The 17,575-nt window shown below is 57.4% G+C and carries 17 protein-coding genes; 12 read left to right on the top strand and 5 right to left on the bottom strand.

The features are described from left to right. Window positions 1-39: 39 nt before the first annotated feature. From hypE to hypA, 5 genes are read right to left on the bottom strand one after another with little or no spacing between them, the layout of a single operon-like run. On the bottom strand, window positions 40-1,062 hold the full coding sequence (hypE, locus tag I2123_RS07885; RefSeq protein ID WP_213052140.1) for a hydrogenase expression/formation protein HypE: 1,023 nt from the start codon (window positions 1,060-1,062) through the stop codon (window positions 40-42). Further along, window positions 1,059-2,213, bottom strand: coding sequence for a hydrogenase formation protein HypD (gene hypD, locus I2123_RS07880; RefSeq protein ID WP_213052139.1), 1,155 nt, complete (start codon window positions 2,211-2,213; stop codon window positions 1,059-1,061). The genes hypE and hypD overlap by 4 nt, the downstream gene beginning before the upstream one ends. Further along, window positions 2,213-2,491, bottom strand: coding sequence for a HypC/HybG/HupF family hydrogenase formation chaperone (gene hypC / locus I2123_RS07875; RefSeq protein ID WP_112168305.1), 279 nt, complete (start codon window positions 2,489-2,491; stop codon window positions 2,213-2,215). Before hypC ends, hypD begins: the two co-directional genes overlap by 1 nt. After that, a complete protein-coding gene (hypB, locus tag I2123_RS07870; RefSeq protein WP_213052138.1) occupies window positions 2,482-3,279 on the bottom strand; it encodes a hydrogenase nickel incorporation protein HypB in 798 nt (265 codons plus the stop codon). The genes hypC and hypB overlap by 10 nt, the downstream gene beginning before the upstream one ends. Window positions 3,280-3,307: 28 nt before the next feature. Beyond that, window positions 3,308-3,652 (bottom strand): hydrogenase maturation nickel metallochaperone HypA, encoded by a 345-nt coding sequence (hypA, locus tag I2123_RS07865; protein ID WP_213052137.1) that lies wholly within the window; start codon window positions 3,650-3,652, stop codon window positions 3,308-3,310. 322 nt (window positions 3,653-3,974) lie between these two features. Here hypA and hycA point away from each other — a divergent pair, with 322 nt between their 5' ends. The 12 genes from hycA to hypF all read left to right on the top strand — a co-directional run bounded on the left by hycA (window position 3,975) and on the right by hypF (window position 17,562). Beyond that, on the top strand, window positions 3,975-4,442 hold the full coding sequence (gene hycA / locus I2123_RS07860; protein WP_112168302.1) for a formate hydrogenlyase regulator HycA: 468 nt from the start codon (window positions 3,975-3,977) through the stop codon (window positions 4,440-4,442). Between the two features lie 175 nt (window positions 4,443-4,617). After that, window positions 4,618-5,238, top strand: coding sequence for a 4Fe-4S dicluster domain-containing protein (locus tag I2123_RS07855; RefSeq protein WP_213052481.1), 621 nt, complete (start codon window positions 4,618-4,620; stop codon window positions 5,236-5,238). Beyond that, window positions 5,238-7,142, top strand: coding sequence for a proton-conducting transporter transmembrane domain-containing protein (locus I2123_RS07850; RefSeq protein ID WP_213052480.1), 1,905 nt, complete (start codon window positions 5,238-5,240; stop codon window positions 7,140-7,142). Before I2123_RS07855 ends, I2123_RS07850 begins: the two co-directional genes overlap by 1 nt. A gap of 10 nt (window positions 7,143-7,152) precedes the next feature. Continuing rightward, entirely contained in the window at window positions 7,153-8,106 is a 954-nt protein-coding gene (locus I2123_RS07845; protein WP_213052136.1) for a respiratory chain complex I subunit 1 family protein, read from the top strand. A gap of 44 nt (window positions 8,107-8,150) precedes the next feature. After that, window positions 8,151-9,875: a hydrogenase large subunit gene (locus tag I2123_RS07840; protein WP_213052135.1), complete on the top strand. Its 1,725-nt coding sequence runs from the start codon at window positions 8,151-8,153 to the stop codon at window positions 9,873-9,875. A gap of 14 nt (window positions 9,876-9,889) precedes the next feature. After that, window positions 9,890-10,447, top strand: coding sequence for a formate hydrogenlyase complex iron-sulfur subunit (locus I2123_RS07835; protein WP_112168299.1), 558 nt, complete (start codon window positions 9,890-9,892; stop codon window positions 10,445-10,447). Next, window positions 10,444-11,241, top strand: coding sequence for an NADH-quinone oxidoreductase subunit B family protein (locus tag I2123_RS07830; RefSeq protein ID WP_213052134.1), 798 nt, complete (start codon window positions 10,444-10,446; stop codon window positions 11,239-11,241). Before I2123_RS07835 ends, I2123_RS07830 begins: the two co-directional genes overlap by 4 nt. Beyond that, window positions 11,241-11,720 carry a formate hydrogenlyase maturation HycH family protein gene (locus I2123_RS07825; RefSeq protein ID WP_213052133.1) on the top strand — a complete coding sequence of 160 codons (480 nt, stop codon included), beginning with the start codon at window positions 11,241-11,243 and terminating at the stop codon, window positions 11,718-11,720. The genes I2123_RS07830 and I2123_RS07825 overlap by 1 nt, the downstream gene beginning before the upstream one ends. Next, a complete protein-coding gene (gene hycI / locus I2123_RS07820) occupies window positions 11,713-12,207 on the top strand; it encodes a hydrogenase maturation peptidase HycI (RefSeq protein WP_112168296.1) in 495 nt (164 codons plus the stop codon). The genes I2123_RS07825 and hycI overlap by 8 nt, the downstream gene beginning before the upstream one ends. A gap of 218 nt (window positions 12,208-12,425) precedes the next feature. Beyond that, entirely contained in the window at window positions 12,426-12,971 is a 546-nt protein-coding gene (hydN, locus tag I2123_RS07815; RefSeq protein WP_056774212.1) for an electron transport protein HydN, read from the top strand. Window positions 12,972-12,994: 23 nt separating this feature from the next. Further along, window positions 12,995-15,166 (top strand): formate dehydrogenase subunit alpha, encoded by a 2,172-nt coding sequence (gene fdhF / locus I2123_RS07810; protein ID WP_112168295.1) that lies wholly within the window; start codon window positions 12,995-12,997, stop codon window positions 15,164-15,166. A 98-nt stretch (window positions 15,167-15,264) separates the two neighbouring features. After that, window positions 15,265-17,562: a carbamoyltransferase HypF gene (gene hypF / locus I2123_RS07805; protein WP_213052132.1), complete on the top strand. Its 2,298-nt coding sequence runs from the start codon at window positions 15,265-15,267 to the stop codon at window positions 17,560-17,562. The last annotated feature ends 13 nt before the right edge of the window (window positions 17,563-17,575 follow it).

Genomic DNA, 17,575 nt, shown 5'->3' with positions numbered 1-17,575 from the left:
AATTCTACCCCTTTCGCAGCAGGCCACTCCCTGATGAGATCAACAAATACGGGGTAAGGGTTCGGCATGAGGCAACATCAGTTGCCGGACAACGCCGAGTGCACCGCGTAAACAGACCTGAGGATGTTCAGTCACTTCGCCGATAGTTGCAGCATCAGTCCCTAACGGATGGTCGTGCAGGATTTTCAGCACAGCGTCTTCTGCCTGCGGGGCGACCACCACCACCAGTTTGCCTTCGTTGGCAAAATTCAACGGCTCCAACCCGAGCAGTTCGCAGATCCCGCGTACTGACTCTTTGACCGGTAAGGCATTTTCGTCGATGCAAATCCCGAAACCGCTGGCATCGCTAAATTCGTGCAGGATAGCGTTCACGCCGCCGCGCGTGGCGTCGCGCAGAGCATGGACACCGGCCAGCATACGCAGCGGCGCAATCATCGGTGCCAGTACGGCGCAATCGCTTTGCACACCGAGGTCCATCCCCAACTGTTCGCGAAGATTGAGAATTGCTGCACCGTGATCGCCAAGCGTACCGCTGACGATCACTTTGTCACCGGCCTGAACAGATTTCGCAGCCCAGTTCACCGCAGTAGGTATCACGCCGATCCCGGCGGTATTGATGAAGATTTTGTCGGCTGCGCCGCGCTGCACCACTTTGGTATCGCCGGTGACAATCGCGATGCCGGCTTCCCTGGCGGTCTGCGCCATCGTGCTGACAATTTTCTGCAAATCGCCCAGCGGAAAGCCCTCTTCGAGAATAAATCCGCAGGAAAGATAAGCCGGTGTCGCGCCGCTGACTGCCAGATCGTTAGCCGTACCGCAAACCGCCAGTTTGCCGATGTTGCCGCCGGGGAAGAAAATCGGATCGATGACGTAGCTGTCGGTTGTAAAGGCCAGACGATCGCCCTGACGGCTGAGATCGGCGAGGCTTATCCGCGCGCCGTCTTCCCGTTCGTTGAGCCAGGGATTATCAAATGCGGCCAAAAACATCCGTTCGATCATCTGCTGCATCGCCCTTCCGCCGCTGCCGTGCGCCATTGTTACCACGTCATTGCTCACGCTCATCCTGCCACCTTCTGATTTTCTTCAATTTGCACGTATTGAGTTTCCTGATGCCGGTATTGATACCAGGCTGCGCAGGCACCTTCTGATGACACCATCAGTGCGCCGAACGCATTGTGCGGCGTACAACCGGTGCCAAACAGCGGACACTGATGCGGTTTACAGCGCCCGGTCAGCACTTCGCCACAGCGTGCGCGAGGATCATCGCAAACCGACTGCACCTGCGGATTAAAACGCCGTTCGGCATCGAAAGCCTCGTAGGCGCCGGTCAGTTGTATTCCTGAATTCTCAATCAGCCCCAGACCGCGCCATTCGCTGCTGCCGGAAAGCACAAACACCTCCCGCATCGCCTCCTGTGCCAGCAGGTTACCCTCTTGCGGTACCACCCGACGGTATTGGTTTTCGGTTTTACACGATGCCTCGCAAACTTGTTCCACCAGCATCAAAACACTCTGCAATATATCCAGCGGCTCAAAGCCGCTTATCACCAGCGGTTTGCCGAACTGTTCATTGATGAAGTGATAGGGCGAGGTGCCGATCACCATGCTGACGTGGCCGGGCGCGAGAAACGCATCGATACGCACGTCGTCCTGTTGCAACAGGCTGCGCAACGTCGGGATCAGGCTGATGTGCTGACAGAAGACGCTGAAATTCGTCAGTCCTTCGCGGCGCGCCTGTTGCAGTGTGACAGCGGTGACCGGCAGTGTGGTTTCAAAACCGAGGGCGAAAAACACCACGCTGCGCTGCGGATTTTCACGTGCCAGTTTCAATGCATCGAGCGGCGAATACACCACGCGCACATCCGCGCCGCGTTCGCGCGCTGTCAGCAGCGAACCGCGCTTACCGGGCACGCGCAGCGCATCGCCGAAGGTGCAGAAAATCACCTGCGGATGGGCAGCGATTTCACAACAGGCGTCGATCCGCCCCATCGGTAAAACGCATACCGGACAGCCCGGCCCGTGGATAAATTCCAGCTGTGGCGGCAGCAGTTTATCCAGCCCGAACTTGAAAATAGCGTGAGTATGGCCGCCGCAGACTTCCATAATCTGCATCGGTTTTTCGGCGGTATAAGGCAGCTGCGCCGCACGCTGATGCAAACGTTCGATCAACGTTTTGGCGAGTTTTGGATCTCGAAATTCATCGACAAACCGCATTATCTTGCCTCTCCTTTGCCGAGAAACAGCGCGACGTCGGCTTCCACTTCTTCCATTTCATGTAACGCTGCCAGCGTATCCCGCGCCTCCTGTTCATCCAGCTTACTGAGCGCAAAACCCACGTGGATTAATACCCAGCAGCCGATCAACGCGTCAGGTTTCCCTTCACACACCAGCGCAATATTCACTTCGCGACGCATGCCGCACACTTCTGCCCAGGCATGATCGGGCTGCTGTTCGTGCAGCGCGACAATTTGTCCCGGAATGCCTATGCACATCGTTGCTGCTCCAGCCACGCCAGCCACTGTTCCATGCCCTCGCCTGTCGTGGCCGAAAGCTGAATAACTTCAATCTCTGGATTCACCTGACGCGCATTGGCGATGCAGGTGTCGACATCAAAAGTGACGTAAGGCAGAAGATCGATTTTATTGAGGATCATCAGCCGCGACGCCGCGAACATATGCGGGTATTTCAGCGGTTTGTCTTCACCTTCGGTGACCGAAAGCACTGCCACTTTATGACGTTCGCCAAGATCGAAACTGGCCGGGCACACCAGATTGCCGACGTTTTCGATAAACAGCAGGCTGTTATTTTTCGGTGCCAGCTGATGTACGGCATCGTGAACCATCTGCGCATCCAGATGGCAGCCTTTACCGGTATTGACCTGGATTGCCGGAACGCCCGTCGCGCGGATGCGATCGGCATCGTTGGTGGTTTGCTGATCGCCCTCAACTACCGCGCAGTCAAACTGCAAAGCCAGACGGGTGAGTGTGCTGGTCAGCAACGTGGTTTTACCGGAGCCGGGGCTGGAAACCAGATTCAGTGCCAAAATCGACGCCTGCGCAAAATGCTCGCGGTTATGGGCGGCGATATGATTATTTTTGGCCAGAACGTCCATTTCGATATCAATCAGGCGACGCGGTGCAAACGGCAGGCCGTGGGAATGATCGTGAATGTAGGAATGAGAATGCGGGGAAGCGTCGTCAGAAGAGTGATGATGAGAATGTTCGCTGCTGACGCCTTCAATCCGAAGCTCGCCGCTGGCGCAACCACAGGTACTGCACATAGTTTTCTCCCCGGGCACATCGTGCCCGTTATTCGATTTCAATACGTTTGATTTTCATGCCATCGTCGGCAATGACCCTTAAATTGCGGCCGCCGCACTGCGGGCAGAGCAGCACGCCGGGGCTGAGCAAGCGGATATCCTGCTGGCAATCGTGGCACCAGCTAACGGCGGCGGGCGTCGCAAGATGCAGCTCGCAGCCTTGTGCCAGCGTTTCGCGGCAGGCCAGTTCAAAGCAGAATGTCAGCGCCTCTGGCTCAACGCAGGAAAATGCGCCCACTTCCATCCACACGGCAGTAATTCTGTGCGCATTATTTTGCCGGCCAAATTCCTGCATGATTTCCACGGCATTCTGGCACAGGGTTATTTCGTGCATGATTTCCGCTCTCTTTGGAAAGTGATGAAGGATGTTTGCAATATTAATGCCAGAGTTTTTCGCACGAATTAAATCCGCGACTGACAGTAAAATCACGTCACGACATATATGTCGAAATAAGGTGTCATCGACATGTCATTTCTTTCCCCGCAGAAGACACTTAAAAGTTATTAATTCATCAAGCTGTTGATTTTAAATCTGTTATATCAAAATTATCGTAACTGGCACGCTTTATGCCAACAGAGACTTATGCGCCGTATTTTCGTCGTCATCTGACATTTCGAAATGGCACCCATAAAGAACTCAATAACGGGTAAATACCATGAGCACTCTCAGCGAACTGACCAGCAAAGCGGATTACATTGCCAGTAAAAATAATCACCTTAAATCGCAATGGCACACCTATCAGAACAGCCTGATTCAGGCGATTACCACGTCAAATAAGAAAATAAATCATGAGTTTACCTGTAGCGAAGAACAGGACATCCGTTTCACCCTGTTTAACCATTTCTCCGTCAGTATTCATCTGAGCGACGATTTTTACAGTCAGGATGTTATCTACAGTTTGAATATGACCCCAGCCAGTGAAGAGCCTGATTTCAAAGCCTTCGCCCACGCAAAACTGAGTGAAGACGGGCGTCTCGACGGCACCGTGGATATCCGCGATAAAAATGCTGTACAGGAACATTACCTGAATAAAATTTCCGCTATTTATCAGTGTCTGTTTGACTCCCTGCATAACAATCAGCCCGTATTACCGCAATTAGAAAAATTATTAATTCAGGCATGAATATTCGCCTGAATACATTTTTAAGGCATGGCGAAAATTAAATTACGCCTCGCGAAACTGCCGTTGAATTAATGCAATTCATTCTGACATAAGTGTCGAAATGTCATTTTAAGTGCCGATTTCGTCATCTTTGACGAAACAGAGAGGAGACTTCATGAGCCGCACTGCCGTTGCCATGAATCAATATGTGATAGCCGATCCGAAGCTCTGCATCGGCTGCAATACCTGTATGGCCAGCTGTTCGCAGGAACATCAGCGCCACGGCTTACAGTCTGCACCGCGTTTGCAGGTGATGCGTAACCGTCTGGATTCCGCGCCGGTGATGTGTCACCAGTGTGAAGATGCCCCCTGCGCGCAGGTGTGTCCGGTCAATGCCATCACCCGCGAGAATAACGCCATTCATCTCAATGAAAGTCTGTGCGTCAGTTGCAAACTGTGCGGCATCGCCTGCCCGTTTGGGGCCATCACCTTTTCCGGCAGTACGCCTGTGGATATTCCGCGCGACTGCAACACCTCGAAAGCGCTGCCCGCCCCTCGTGCGCCGCGCGCTGTCAGCCCGTTTCTCGACTGCGTTCCCGGCATCCGCGCCGTGGCGGTGAAATGTGATTTATGCAGTTTCAGCCCGCAAGGTCCGGCGTGCATCACCACCTGTCCGACCCAGGCGATCACCCTGGTCACCGCTGATCTCTCTGACCGTGCCAGCCAGCTAAAACGCCTTAACGCCATGAACGTTTTCCCGGCAGAACTTCCTGTCGAACTCACGGCCTTCAACACCCCTGACGCGGAGGCAAAATGATGACCTCTTTATTTGCATGGACGCCGGCATCGCTGCTGACGCTGGCGCTGATGATCTGGCTGCTGAGCGGCATCGTGAGCTGGCTGGTGGCGGCTTTCGCCCGTCTGAGCAGCCTGATATCCGGGGCGGGAGGCATGCTGGCTTCACTGGCTGTCATCCTCGCCGCGATGCAGATTTTGCACAGCGGGCCCGCACAGAGCATCACCTTACCGGTACTGCATTTTGCTGCCGAATTTAGCCCGCTCAACGGTCTGTTACTGCTGGCGATGGCGGTCCCGGCGCTGTTTTGCAGCCTGTATGCCTGCGCATGGCTTAACAGTGTGAACCAGCGCAAACGCGCGCGCACCGGACTGTTGTGTAACCTGCTGCTGGCCGCGCTGACGGCGGCGGCAATATCCGCCAATGGCGCCGGGCTGATTTTGATGATGGAGCTGGCGGCGCTGTGTGCATATTTCCTGATAGTGCAAACCGACGATGTGAAAAGTCGTCGCGCCGGTCTGAATCAGTTTCTGTCCGGGCGTCTGGGCACGCTGTGCCTGATCCTGGCCTTTGCCCTGCTCCATCACGCCAGCGGCAGTGTGAATTATGATGTGCTGCGCCATACAGAATTCACCCCCGGCGTGAAATCTCTCGCTTTCCTGCTGTCGCTGCTCGGTTTCGGGTTGTACGCCGGGATTATTCCGCTGCACGGCTGGGTACCGCAGTCGCACTCCAGCGCACCGGCACAGGCTGCCGCGCTGTTCTCTTCCGCCCTGATGAAAATTGGCATCATGGGTGTCATAAAAGTCGGTCTGGATCTGCTCGGTGCGCCGCCACTCTGGTGGGGCCTGATGGTGCTGCTTCTGGCGATCCTGACCGCATTTATTGGCGGATTGTACGCCCTGATGGAACACGATATCCGCCGCCTGCTGGCCTATCACACACTGGAAAACGTTGGGATTATCCTGCTCGGCGTCGGCGGCGCAATGGTCGGCGTGGCGCTGAAGCTGCCGGTGCTCGCATCTCTCGCACTGCTGGCCGGGTTGTTCCATCTCTTCAATCATGGCCTGTTCAAAACCGCGCTGTTCCTCGGCGCCGGTGAAATCGAAATGCAGACCGGTATTAAGGATATGGAAAAGCTTGGCGGGATGGCGCGCCTGATGCCGTGGACCGCCGTGGCGATGCTGATTGCGCTGATGTCGATGGCCGCGCTGCCGCCGCTGAACGGCTTCGCCAGTGAATGGCTACTTTACCAGTCGCTGTTCCAGCTGAGCGGCAGTCATGTGTTTATCGCTCGCCTGCTCGGGCCGCTGCTGGCGGTCGGGCTGGCGCTGACCGGTGCGCTGGCGCTGATGTGTATCGCCAAAGTGTTTGGTGTGACCTTCCTCGGCGCACCGCGCAGTCAGGCCGCGGCCGATGCCACACCGGCACCGCTTCCGATGACGCTGGCCAGCCTGCTGCTGGCACTGCTGTGCGTGATTTTTGGCGTCGCGTCACCGTGGCTTATTCCGCATTTCTCCGCCGTGGCGGCGTCGGTGCTGAACGCGCCGTTGATGCCGTTTGCCGGTCAGGGCGCGGCGATGACCGGCACTTCCGCCGTATCGGCACCAATGATTGCCCTGCTGCTGCTGGCGATGCCGGTGTTGCCGTGGCTTATCGCCAGTCTGTTGCGCGGCCAACGTCTGCCGAACCGGCTGCGCGGCGATGCCTGGGCCTGCGGCTACGGGCATTCGCCGGACATGGTGGTGACTGCTACCGGTTTCGCCCAGCCGCTGCGTGTGATGTTTGCGCCGCTGTACCGTCTGCGTCAGCGCGCTACGCCTGCCGCACTGGTGACCGCGCTGCATCAGGGCTGGCTCGGCGCTTTCTGCCGCCGTCTGGCTTTCATCGAACTGGCTGTGTTGCTGGTCGTGGCTTTCGCCTGAGGAACTGACTATGAATTTTCCCGTTTTGATGAGTAACGCGCTGTGGCCGCTGGCGCTGATCCAGGCCATTGCACTGCTGGCCGTTGCCCCGCTGTTCGCCGGATTCAGCCGCGTCATACGCGCCAAAATGCACAACCGTCAGGGACCGGGGGTGTTACAGGAATACCGCGACATCGCAAAGTTGCTGAAAAGGCAAAGCGTCGCCCCGGCGGCGGCGGGTGCAGCGTTTCGCAGTATGCCGTATCTGCTAACTGGCGGCCTGCTGGCAATCGCCACCGCCTTGCCGATGGTGACGCTGGCATCGCCGATGGGCGCAGCCGGCGACCTGATCACGGTCATTTATCTCTTCGCTATCGTGCGTTTTGTGTTTGCCATCGCCGGTCTGGATACCGGCAGCCCGTTTACCGGTATCGGCGCCAGCCGTGAAGCCGTGCTCGGCGTGCTGGTCGAGCCGATTTTGCTGCTCGGCCTGTGGGTGGCGGCGCTGGTCGCCGGTTCAACGTCCCTCGGCGCGATTGCTGACTGTGTACGCCACTGGCCGGTTTCCTCTTCCTTAACGCTGATTCTCGCCGGTCTGGCCTGCGCTTTCGCCACTTATATCGAAATGGGCAAACTGCCGTTTGATATGGCGGAAGCCGAGCAGGAGTTACAGGAAGGGCCGCTGACCGAATATTCCGGCGCGGCGCTCGGTGTGCTGAAAATGGGGATCAGCCTGAAACAGCTGGTGGTCTTACAGCTGTTCCTCGGTCTGTTTTTCCCGTTCGGGCTGGCGGAAAACCTGACGCCGCTGACGCTACTGGTCGCCGTGGTGCTGTGCCTGCTGAAACTGCTGATCGCCGTTTTTGTCGTCGCGCTTCTTGAAAACAGCGTTGCCCGTCTGCGCTTTCTTAAAACTTCCCGCACCACCTGGGCGGGCTTCGGGCTGGCGTTTCTGGCGCTGGTGTCCTGGCTGGTCGCAGGCTGACCTGACATTTTTCTTGTCCCGCTGCGGCGGGAAGAGGCTTTGTAATGAGTGATTTCAATACCGCGTTAAACCAAAATCCGGTCGGTAAGCATTATCTGGCGGCGCTGGCGAAACAGTTTCCGTCGGCGATTTTAGGCAGTGAATGGCAAACCGACACGCAGGCAACCGTGACAATCAAACTGAACGCCCTGCCGGAAGTGGTTGAGTGGCTTTACTACCAGCAGGGCGGCTGGCTGTCGGTGCTGTTCGGCAATGACGAACGCACGCTGTGCGGCAATTACGCGCTGTATTACGTGCTCTCGATGGAGCAAGGCGTGAAGTGCTGGATTACAGTACGCGCCGAAGTGGATCCGGTTTCGCTGGAATTCCCGTCCGTAACGCCACGCGTGCCTGCCGCTGTCTGGGGCGAGCGCGAAGTGCGCGATATGTACGGTCTGCGTCCGGTCGGATTGCCGGATGAACGCCGTCTGGTGCTGCCCGATGACTGGCCAGACGATTTATATCCGCTGCGCAAAGATGCCATGGATTATCGCCAGCGCCCCGCGCCGACCACTGACGAAGAAACCTATCCGTTTATTTCCGAAGCCAAAGAAGGCAGCAAAATCGTGCCGATTGGCCCGCTGCACGTCACCTCTGACGAACCCGGACATTTCCGTCTGTTTGTCGATGGCGAAGACATTATCGACGCCGACTACCGCCTGTTCTACGTTCATCGCGGCATGGAAAAACTGGCCGAAACCCGGATGGGCTACAACGAAGTGACGTTCCTGTCGGATCGCGTCTGCGGCATCTGCGGCTTTACGCACAGTGTGGCCTATACCTCATCGGTGGAAAACGCGATGGGGATTGTGGTGCCGGAACGCGCGCAGATGATCCGCTCAATTTTGCTGGAAGTTGAACGTCTGCACAGCCACCTGCTGAACCTTGGGCTGGCCTGCCATTTTGTCGGGTTTGACTCCGGCTTCATGCAGTTTTTCCGCGTCCGTGAGCAATCCATGAAAATGGCAGAAATCCTCACCGGCGCGCGCAAAACCTACGGCATGAATCTGATCGGCGGTATGCGTCGCGACATTCTCAAAGACGACATGACAGCCACCATTGCACTGGCGGGCAGCATGCGCCGTGACCTGCATGAGCTGGTGGATATTCTGCTCAGTACGCCGAATACCGAACAGCGCAGCATCGGCGTCGGCCTTCTGGATCCGCAGGTTGCGCGCGATTTCAGCAACGTTGGTCCGATGGTACGCGGCAGCGGCCACCGCCGTGATATGCGTCAGGATCATCCTTACGCCGGTTACGCCAGGCTGCCCTTTGAAATTTGCAGCGAAACCGGTAACGACGTTTATTCCCGCCTGAAAGTGCGCATCCACGAAGTGTTCAACTCCCTGAATATGATCGAGTTTGGCCTGCAAAGCCTGCCGGGCGGCCCGCTGGCGGTGGAAGGCTTTAACTACATTCCGCACCGCTTTGCGCTGGGCTTTGCCGAAGCACCACGTGGTGACGACATTCACTGGAGCATGACCGGCGACAACCAGAAACTCTTCCGCTGGCGCTGCCGCGCGGCGACCTACGCCAACTGGCCGACGTTGCGCTACATGCTGCGCGGCAACACGGTGTCAGACGCGCCACTGATCATCGGCAGTCTCGACCCTTGTTATTCGTGCACCGACCGCATGACGGTGGTGGATGTGCGTAAGAAAACGACCATCGTCGTGCCTTACAAAGAGATCGAACGTTACGGCATTGAACGTAAAAACTCGCCGCTTTAAGGAGCCGCCCAATCATGCTGAAACTGATTAAAAAAGTCCTGAAGACCGGCAAGGCGACGGTGGGCTACCCGTTCACACCGCTGGATCTGGCACCGAATTTTCGCGGCAAACCGCAGTACGACGCGCAACAGTGTATCGCCTGCGGTGCCTGTGCTAACGCCTGCCCGTCCAACGCGCTGACCATGACCACGGCCGAAGACGGTGAAAATATCCGCTGGTCGCTTTTTTTAGGGCGCTGCATTTTCTGCGCCCGCTGTGAAGAAGTCTGCCCGACGGCAGCTATAAAACTTTCACAAGAGTTCGAGCTGGCGGTGTGGCGCAAAGAAGACTTATACGAAACTGCCGATTTCCCGGTCTGCCACTGCCGTGAATGCGGCAAACCTTACGCCGTGCAAAAGGAAATCGACTTCGCGCTCAGTCTGTTACAGGAGAACGGCGCGCTGAGCGACCGGCAAATCGATGACCGCCGCGCGCAGTATGAAACCTGCCCGGCCTGCAAAAAAATGCACTGTCTTTCATCCACGGACCGAATTGATATTGGCCGTCATATGACCACGGAGGCGCAGTCATGAGCCAGACACTGATCGGCCCGCGTGACGAAAATGGTCTGCCGGTGCCCGTCACGCTTGACGAAAGCATCGCCAAACTTAAATCCACCCTCCTCACCAGCATCCGCCGCTCGGCCTACGTGTATCGCGTGGACTGCGGCGGCTGCAATGGTTGCGAGATTGAAATTTTCGCCGCAATTTCGCCGCTGTTTGATGCCGAACGCTTCGGGATCAAAGTAGTGCCCTCGCCGCGTCATGCCGATATTTTGCTGTTCACCGGCGCGGTGACACGTGCCATGCGGGTACCGGCACTGCGCGCCTGGGATTCGGCACCGGATCCAAAAATCTGCATTTCTTACGGGGCCTGTGGCAACAGCGGCGGCATCTTCCACGACCTGTATTGCGTCTGGGGCGGTACCGACAAAATCGTGCCAGTGGACGTCTATATTCCCGGCTGCCCGCCAACGCCCGCCGCCACGATTTATGGCTTTGCGATGGCGCTCGGCCTGCTTGATCAAAAAATCAAAGGCCAGCAACACGATGAAGAAGCAGCCCTTCCCGCGATGTTGCTGCACCCGGATTTGCCACAACCGCTGCGCGTATTGCTCGATCGCGAAGCGCGCCGCATGGCCGGTTATCGCTATGGTCGTCAGATTGCCGACCGGTTTATGCAACTGGTCGCCGCCCCCGGTCTGCAACCGGCTGAGGAGCGCGTATCGGCATATCTGGAAGAACAGGGGGATATGCGTCTCAATGAAATCGTCGGCAATCTGCAACAAATTTATCAGCAGGTACTGCGCGGGGAGGTTCGCCTGTGATGACCCCGGCCAACGACCAGCGTTACGCCCGACACCAGACCATGGCGGGCGTGAAAGCAGAGAAAAACAAAGTGATTTTCTATTCGCTGAGCAGCAAGTTCGTCGATGAGAAAAGTGCGCAGAAACGCAGCTCACAAAAAGTTCAGGAGGTGATTTATTACAGCCTGGCGATCGGCCATCACCTGGGGGTGATTGACTGCCTGAAATCCCGTCTGGAATGCCCGCTCGACGACTACAGTCAGTGGATGGACTGCCTGGCGGAAAACAGCGAGGCGCGCCGCAAATTGGCCGGTGTTCAGCGCTTTGGTGAAATCAACATCGACAGCACCCACACCCATTGTCTGGCGCTGGCGCTGCGCGATGCCCGCGAAAAGATGAACTTGCAGCAGCAGGGCTGGAGCGACGCGCTGATTGTGCTGCTCCAGCAAATCGAAAACGACCCCGCCATGTACCTGATGGTCAGGAGATACGATGCCTGATATCGCTTCCCATTTATCCCGCTTCGCCCTGCTGTGCGTCGGCAACAGCATGATGGGGGATGACGGCGCTGGCCCGCGGCTGGCTGAAATCTGTGCTGAACACCCGCTGAGCGGCTGGACGGTGGTCGACGGCGGTGCCGCGCCGGAAAACGACATCGGTTTTTTGCGCGAACTGCGCCCGGATTATCTGGTGATTGTCGACGCCACCGACATGGGGCTGGCACCCGGTGAGATGCGCATCATTGATGAAAATGACATCGGTGAGATGTTCATGATGACCACGCACAACTTGCCGTTAACGTTCCTTATTCAGCAACTGCGCGAAGATATTCCGCAAATCACCTTTGTCGGCATCCAGCCTGACGTCGTGGCGTTTTATTACCCGATGAGCCCGGTGGTGGAGCAGGCGGTTAGCCGCTTGCATCAACTCTTACCCCGACTGGAAACCGGGCTGGGCATCGCTCCTTACAGGGCGGAAATAGCCTGACGCCAGCTTTCGACACAACTGTCGAGGCAGTGACGAAGCGGACATGACGTCAGCGCCGGATTTCGTCACTGCCCTAGCCATCTCGGCTAACCCATTGAATAAATAACGTAAAAATTAATCACCGGAACTGGCACGGTTTATGTATAGCCAGTGCAGCAATGTCGTCAGGCCGGTGTCATCCGGCTTCATAAGAAAATCCGGAATCAGGAGAGTTGAAGATGAACCGGTTTATTATCGCCGACCCTAAAAAATGTATCGGCTGCCGTACCTGTGAAATCGCCTGCGTCATGGCTCACAGTGAATCACAGGATATCTCCCTGCTCAACGCCGCCACGTTTGCGCCGCGTTTGCATGTGATCAAAGGCGTCAATCTGAGCACCGCCGTGATGTGTCGCCAGTGTGAAGATGCGCCCTGCGCCAATGTCTGCCCGAACGGCGCCATCAGCCGCGTCGGTGACCGCGTTCAGGTAATGCAGGAACGTTGCATCGGCTGCAAAACCTGCGTCGTCGCCTGTCCGTACGGTGCGATGGAGGTCGTCACCAAACCGATTTTCCGCCAGAACGGCGCGGCCATGACCGCCACCTCTGACAAAGCCGAAGCGCATAAATGCGACCTGTGCCATGCCCGCGCTGGCGGCCCGGCCTGTATGGAGATCTGCCCGACCAAGGCGCTTTATGCCATCGATCGCAATCACTTACAGGAAATGAACGCAGAAAAACGCCGCCGCGCTGCGCTCGATAGCACCTCCCCCCTGCTGTTTTAACCTCGAAGAGAGGAAGGAAGAACATGAAAAAAGTCACCACTGTCTGCCCATACTGTGGGGCGGGATGCAAAATGAACCTCATTGTAGATAATGGCAAAATTATCCGCGCAGAAGCCGCCAATGGCGTGACCAATCAGGGCGAACTGTGCCTGAAAGGTTACTACGGCTGGGATTTCCTTAATGACACCAAACTGCTGACACCGCGCCTGACTCAGCCGCTGATCCGCCGTCAGAAAGGCGGCAAATTCGAAGCCGTCAGCTGGGATGAAGCCATCCGTTACACCGCGCAGCGCCTGAAAGAGATCAAACAAAAACACGGCCCGCGTTCGATTATGCATACCGGTTCCTCACGTGGCACCGGCAATGAAACCAACTATGTGATGCAGAAATTCGCCCGTGCGGTGATCGGCACCAACAACGTCGACTGCTGCGCCCGTGTGTGCCACGGCCCGTCAGTTGCCGGATTGCAGGCCACGCTCGGTAACGGCGCGATGAGCAATTCCATCGGCGATATCGAGAACTCGAAATGTCTGCTGGTGATCGGCTATAACTGCGCCGATTCCCATCCGATCGTCGCCCGCCGGGTGATCAAAGCCAAAGAGAAAGGCGCGCAGATCATTGTCTGCGATCCGCGTCGTATCGAAACCGCGCGTATTGCCGATCAGCATCTGCAAATCACCAACGGCTGCAACATGGCGCTGGTGAATGCGTTTGCCTATGTGCTGATCGAAGAAAATCTGTACGACCATGACTATGTCGCCAAATACACTGAGGGCTTCGAGGAGTACCGCAAAAACGTCGCGAATTATTCACCGGAAGCGGTGGCGGAGCAGACCGGTGTGACTGCCCAGCAAATTCGTCAGGCGATGCGGACTTATGCCGCTGCGCCTTCAGCGACCATCATGTGGGGTATGGGCGTGACGCAGTTTGGTCAGGCGGTGGATGTGGTGAAAGGTCTGGCCGGTCTGGCGTTACTGACCGGTAATCTGGGGCGCGCCAACGTCGGCGTCGGGCCGGTGCGCGGCCAGAATAATGTGCAGGGTGCCTGTGATATGGGCGTGCTGCCCAACGAATTCCCCGGCTACCAGTCGGTCACCGATCCGAAAGTGCGTGCGAAATTCGCTGATGCCTGGGGGATCGACGTGAACCAGATGGATCCTGAAATCGGTCATCGCATCACCGAGATCCCGCATCTTGCGCTGGAAGGCCACGTCAAAGCCTATTACATCATGGGCGAAGATCCATTGCAGACCGAAGCGGACCTGAGTCTGGTACGTAAAGGCTTTGAGGCGCTGGAATTTGTGGTGGTGCAGGACATCTTCATGACCAAAACTGCCGAACAGGCCGATGTGATCCTGCCTGCCACCTCATGGGGCGAGCACGGCGGCGTGTTCTCCTGTGCGGATCGTGGCTTCCAGCGTTTCGAGAAAGCCATCGAACCTAAGTACAACGTGAAGCGCGACTGGGAAATCATCAGCCTGCTGGCGACCGAACTCGGTTATCCGATGCATTACAACGATAACCAGGAAATATGGGACGAAATGCGTGAGCTGTGCCCGCTGTTTTACGGTGCGACCTACGAAAAAATGGGCACGCTCGGGCATGTACAGTGGCCGTGTACCACGCTGGAAAGTCCGGGAACGCAGTACCTGTATCAGGACAATCACTTCGATACCCCGACCGGCAAGGGCCAGCTGTTCGCCGCACCGTGGCGCGCACCGGCTGAAGTGCCGGACAGTGATTATCCGCTGGTACTCTGTACCGTGCGCGAAGTTGGCCACTACTCCTGCCGCTCAATGACCGGTAACTGCGCCGCTCTGCAAACGCTGGCCGACGAACCGGGTTTTGTGCAGATGCATCCACAAGACGCGCAGGCGCTGGGCATTCGCGATCAGCAACTGGTGTGGGTTGCCTCGCGCCGTGGCAAAGTCATTTCCCGCGCCAACTACAACGAGCGCATCAACATTGGCGCGGTTTATATGACCTATCAGTGGTGGATCGGCGCCTGTAATGAACTGACGCAGGAAAATCTGGATCCAATATCTAAAACGCCGGAAACCAAATACTGCGCGGTCAACGTCGAGCAAATCGCCGATCAACGCTGGGCGGAAGATTATGCCCAGCAAAGCTACAGCGATATGAAAGCGCGTCTGCGCAGTGCCGTTGAAGATGTGATCCCGGTGGTTGAGGTGTAGTTTTTTTGCTTCATAAGTCGATGCTTTTAGCGCCTCCCCCTGCCAGCCTTCCCCTCGTGAGAGGGGAAGGCGATATCGCTCCATTTCAGAGAAACTTTATGTCTGATTCTTTACTTATCCGCATCAGTGGCAAGGTTCAGGGGGTCGGTTTTCGGCCCTTTATCTGGCAACTGGCTGACCGTTTACGGCTTCGTGGCGACGTCAGTAACGACAGCGCGGGTGTGGAAATCAGACTGCTTCAACCGGTCAATATCGATAGTTTTATCGAACAGTTACAACGCGACTGCCCGCCACTGGCACGCATCGACAGCATGACTCTCGCCCCTTTTGACTGGCAGAGTCCCCCGCAAAACTTCACCATTACCGGCAGTCGAAAAACGCAGATGGATACTCAGGTAGTGCCCGACGCCGCGACCTGCCCGGAATGCCTGAAGGACATAAATCAGCCCGGCGATCGTCGCTTTGGCTACGCCTTTACCAACTGCACCCACTGCGGCCCGCGCTTTACGCTGATCCGCGCGATGCCTTACGACCGCCCTTCTACCAGCATGGCGGATTTTCCGCTGTGCCCGGCGTGTCAGCAGGAATATCAAAACCCGGCCAACCGGCGCTTTCATGCGCAGCCAGTGGCCTGCCCACACTGCGGTCCGCAGGTCAGCGCCACGTTGCAAAATGGCGAAATCGTGGCGCAAAGTCAGGCGGCCATTGAACAGGCAGTGATTGCGCTGCGCGCCGGAAAAATCGTCGCCATCAAAGGGCTCGGCGGTTTTCATCTGGCCTGTGACGCCACACAACAGGCCGCCGTAATGCGGCTGCGTCAGCGGAAACATCGCCCGACAAAACCGCTGGCCGTCATGCTGCCGGACATCGTCTGGCTGGCGCGTTGCAGCGACGAAAGCCCCCAGTTTGCGCTGCGGGAAGTGTTGCAATCCCCCGCCGCGCCGATTGTGCTGACGCCGCAGAGTGCGATAACACCTCTTTGCGCGGCCATTGCGCCGGAGCTCGATGAAGTCGGCCTGATGCTGCCATTTACGCCACTGCACCATTTACTGATGCAGGCCTGCCAGACGCCGCTGGTGATGACCTCGGGGAATTGCGCAGGCAGCGCCCCTGCATTAACTAACGCGGACGCACTGAACCAGCTCGACGGCATCGCCGATCTGTGGCTGCTGCACAACCGCGATATCGTCCAGCGCGCTGATGATTCGCTGGTGCGCCTGACCCCCGGGGGCATCGAAGTATTACGCCGCGCCAGAGGTTATGTGCCCGATGCTTTGTCGCTGCCTCCGGGTTTCATCGCGCTGCCGCCGTTACTCGCGCTGGGTGGCGATCTCAAAAATACCTTTTGCCTGGTGCGCAACGGCCAGGCAGTGCTCAGCGCACATTTTGGTTCGCTGGCGCATCGCGATATTGCCCTGCAACAGCAACAGGCGCAGGAACATTTTCAGCATCTCTTTGCCTGTACGCCGTCTGTCATCGCGCGCGATGCGCATCCCGCCTACGTCAGCCATGTTCAGGCCAACCGCCACGGAATACGGGTGATTGACGTTCTGCATCACCACGCGCATATCGCCGCCTGCCTGGCAGAACACCGCTGGCCACTGGACGGCGGAAACGTCATCGGTCTGGCGCTTGACGGTCTGGGATATGGTCAGAAAGGTGAACTGTGGGGCGGCGAATGTCTGAACGTGAATTATCTGCGCTGTGAACATTTGGGCGGATTACCGGCGGTGGCGCTGCCCGGCGGCGACCGCGCTGCGCGGGAACCCTGGCGAAATCTGCTGGCACAGTGGATGGCGTTCGTGCCCGGCTGGGAACAGCTTCCCGAGGCACAGGCGCTGCTGGCGCATCCGTGGCAGCCGCTGTCTAAGGCGATCGCCGCCAGGATTAATTCACCGCTGGCCTCTTCTTGCGGGCGCTTATTCGACGCCGTTGCCGCCGCCCTCGGCTGCGCGCCGGAGAAACTCAGCTGGGAGGGCGAAGCTGCCTGCCGCCTGGAAGTGCTGGCGCGGCGGGCGTATGGCGTAAAACATCCGGTCACCCTGCCGCTGATTCATGCAGACAAGGGGACGTTTCTCGATTTGGCGGTCTTCTGGCAGCAGTGGCTCGCCTGGCAGGCGACACCGGCGGAGCGGGCTTTTGCCTTTCATGACGCGCTGGCACAAGGCTTTGCTGCCCTCGCCCGCTATCACTGCACGAAAACCGGCACCCGCACGGTCGCGCTCGGCGGCGGCGTGCTGCATAACCGGTTGCTGCGCCAGCGTTTATACGACGCGTTAACGCCACTGCAGGTACTCATGCCTCTCGACTATCCGGCAGGCGACGGCGGGCTGGCGCTGGGTCAGGCGGTTATCGCCTGTGCCCGTCTTCAATCTGTTTCTGAATTAACTGAATGATAAATAAGGATTC

It is taken from the genome of Rahnella inusitata (genome assembly GCF_018288855.1).
Classification (GTDB): domain Bacteria; phylum Pseudomonadota; class Gammaproteobacteria; order Enterobacterales; family Enterobacteriaceae; genus Rahnella; species Rahnella inusitata.
Note: the sequence above shows the minus strand (reverse complement) of the source record. Positions and strands in the feature narration are given on the sequence as shown.

Coding starts and splice junctions, on each gene's coding strand:
- hypD (WP_213052139.1), bottom strand. CDS start 2,213: ATGCGGTTTGTCGATGAATTTCGAGATCCAAAACTCGCCAAAACGTTG.
- I2123_RS07855 (WP_213052481.1), top strand. CDS start 4,618: ATGAATCAATATGTGATAGCCGATCCGAAGCTCTGCATCGGCTGCAAT.
- I2123_RS07835 (WP_112168299.1), top strand. CDS start 9,890: ATGCTGAAACTGATTAAAAAAGTCCTGAAGACCGGCAAGGCGACGGTG.
- fdhF (WP_112168295.1), top strand. CDS start 12,995: ATGAAAAAAGTCACCACTGTCTGCCCATACTGTGGGGCGGGATGCAAA.
- hypA (WP_213052137.1), bottom strand. CDS start 3,652: ATGCACGAAATAACCCTGTGCCAGAATGCCGTGGAAATCATGCAGGAA.
- hycI (WP_112168296.1), top strand. CDS start 11,713: ATGCCTGATATCGCTTCCCATTTATCCCGCTTCGCCCTGCTGTGCGTC.
- hypE (WP_213052140.1), bottom strand. CDS start 1,062: ATGAGCGTGAGCAATGACGTGGTAACAATGGCGCACGGCAGCGGCGGA.
- hycA (WP_112168302.1), top strand. CDS start 3,975: ATGAGCACTCTCAGCGAACTGACCAGCAAAGCGGATTACATTGCCAGT.
- I2123_RS07825 (WP_213052133.1), top strand. CDS start 11,241: ATGACCCCGGCCAACGACCAGCGTTACGCCCGACACCAGACCATGGCG.
- hypB (WP_213052138.1), bottom strand. CDS start 3,279: ATGTGCAGTACCTGTGGTTGCGCCAGCGGCGAGCTTCGGATTGAAGGC.
- hypF (WP_213052132.1), top strand. CDS start 15,265: ATGTCTGATTCTTTACTTATCCGCATCAGTGGCAAGGTTCAGGGGGTC.
- I2123_RS07850 (WP_213052480.1), top strand. CDS start 5,238: ATGACCTCTTTATTTGCATGGACGCCGGCATCGCTGCTGACGCTGGCG.
- I2123_RS07840 (WP_213052135.1), top strand. CDS start 8,151: ATGAGTGATTTCAATACCGCGTTAAACCAAAATCCGGTCGGTAAGCAT.
- hydN (WP_056774212.1), top strand. CDS start 12,426: ATGAACCGGTTTATTATCGCCGACCCTAAAAAATGTATCGGCTGCCGT.
- hypC (WP_112168305.1), bottom strand. CDS start 2,491: ATGTGCATAGGCATTCCGGGACAAATTGTCGCGCTGCACGAACAGCAG.
- I2123_RS07830 (WP_213052134.1), top strand. CDS start 10,444: ATGAGCCAGACACTGATCGGCCCGCGTGACGAAAATGGTCTGCCGGTG.
- I2123_RS07845 (WP_213052136.1), top strand. CDS start 7,153: ATGAATTTTCCCGTTTTGATGAGTAACGCGCTGTGGCCGCTGGCGCTG.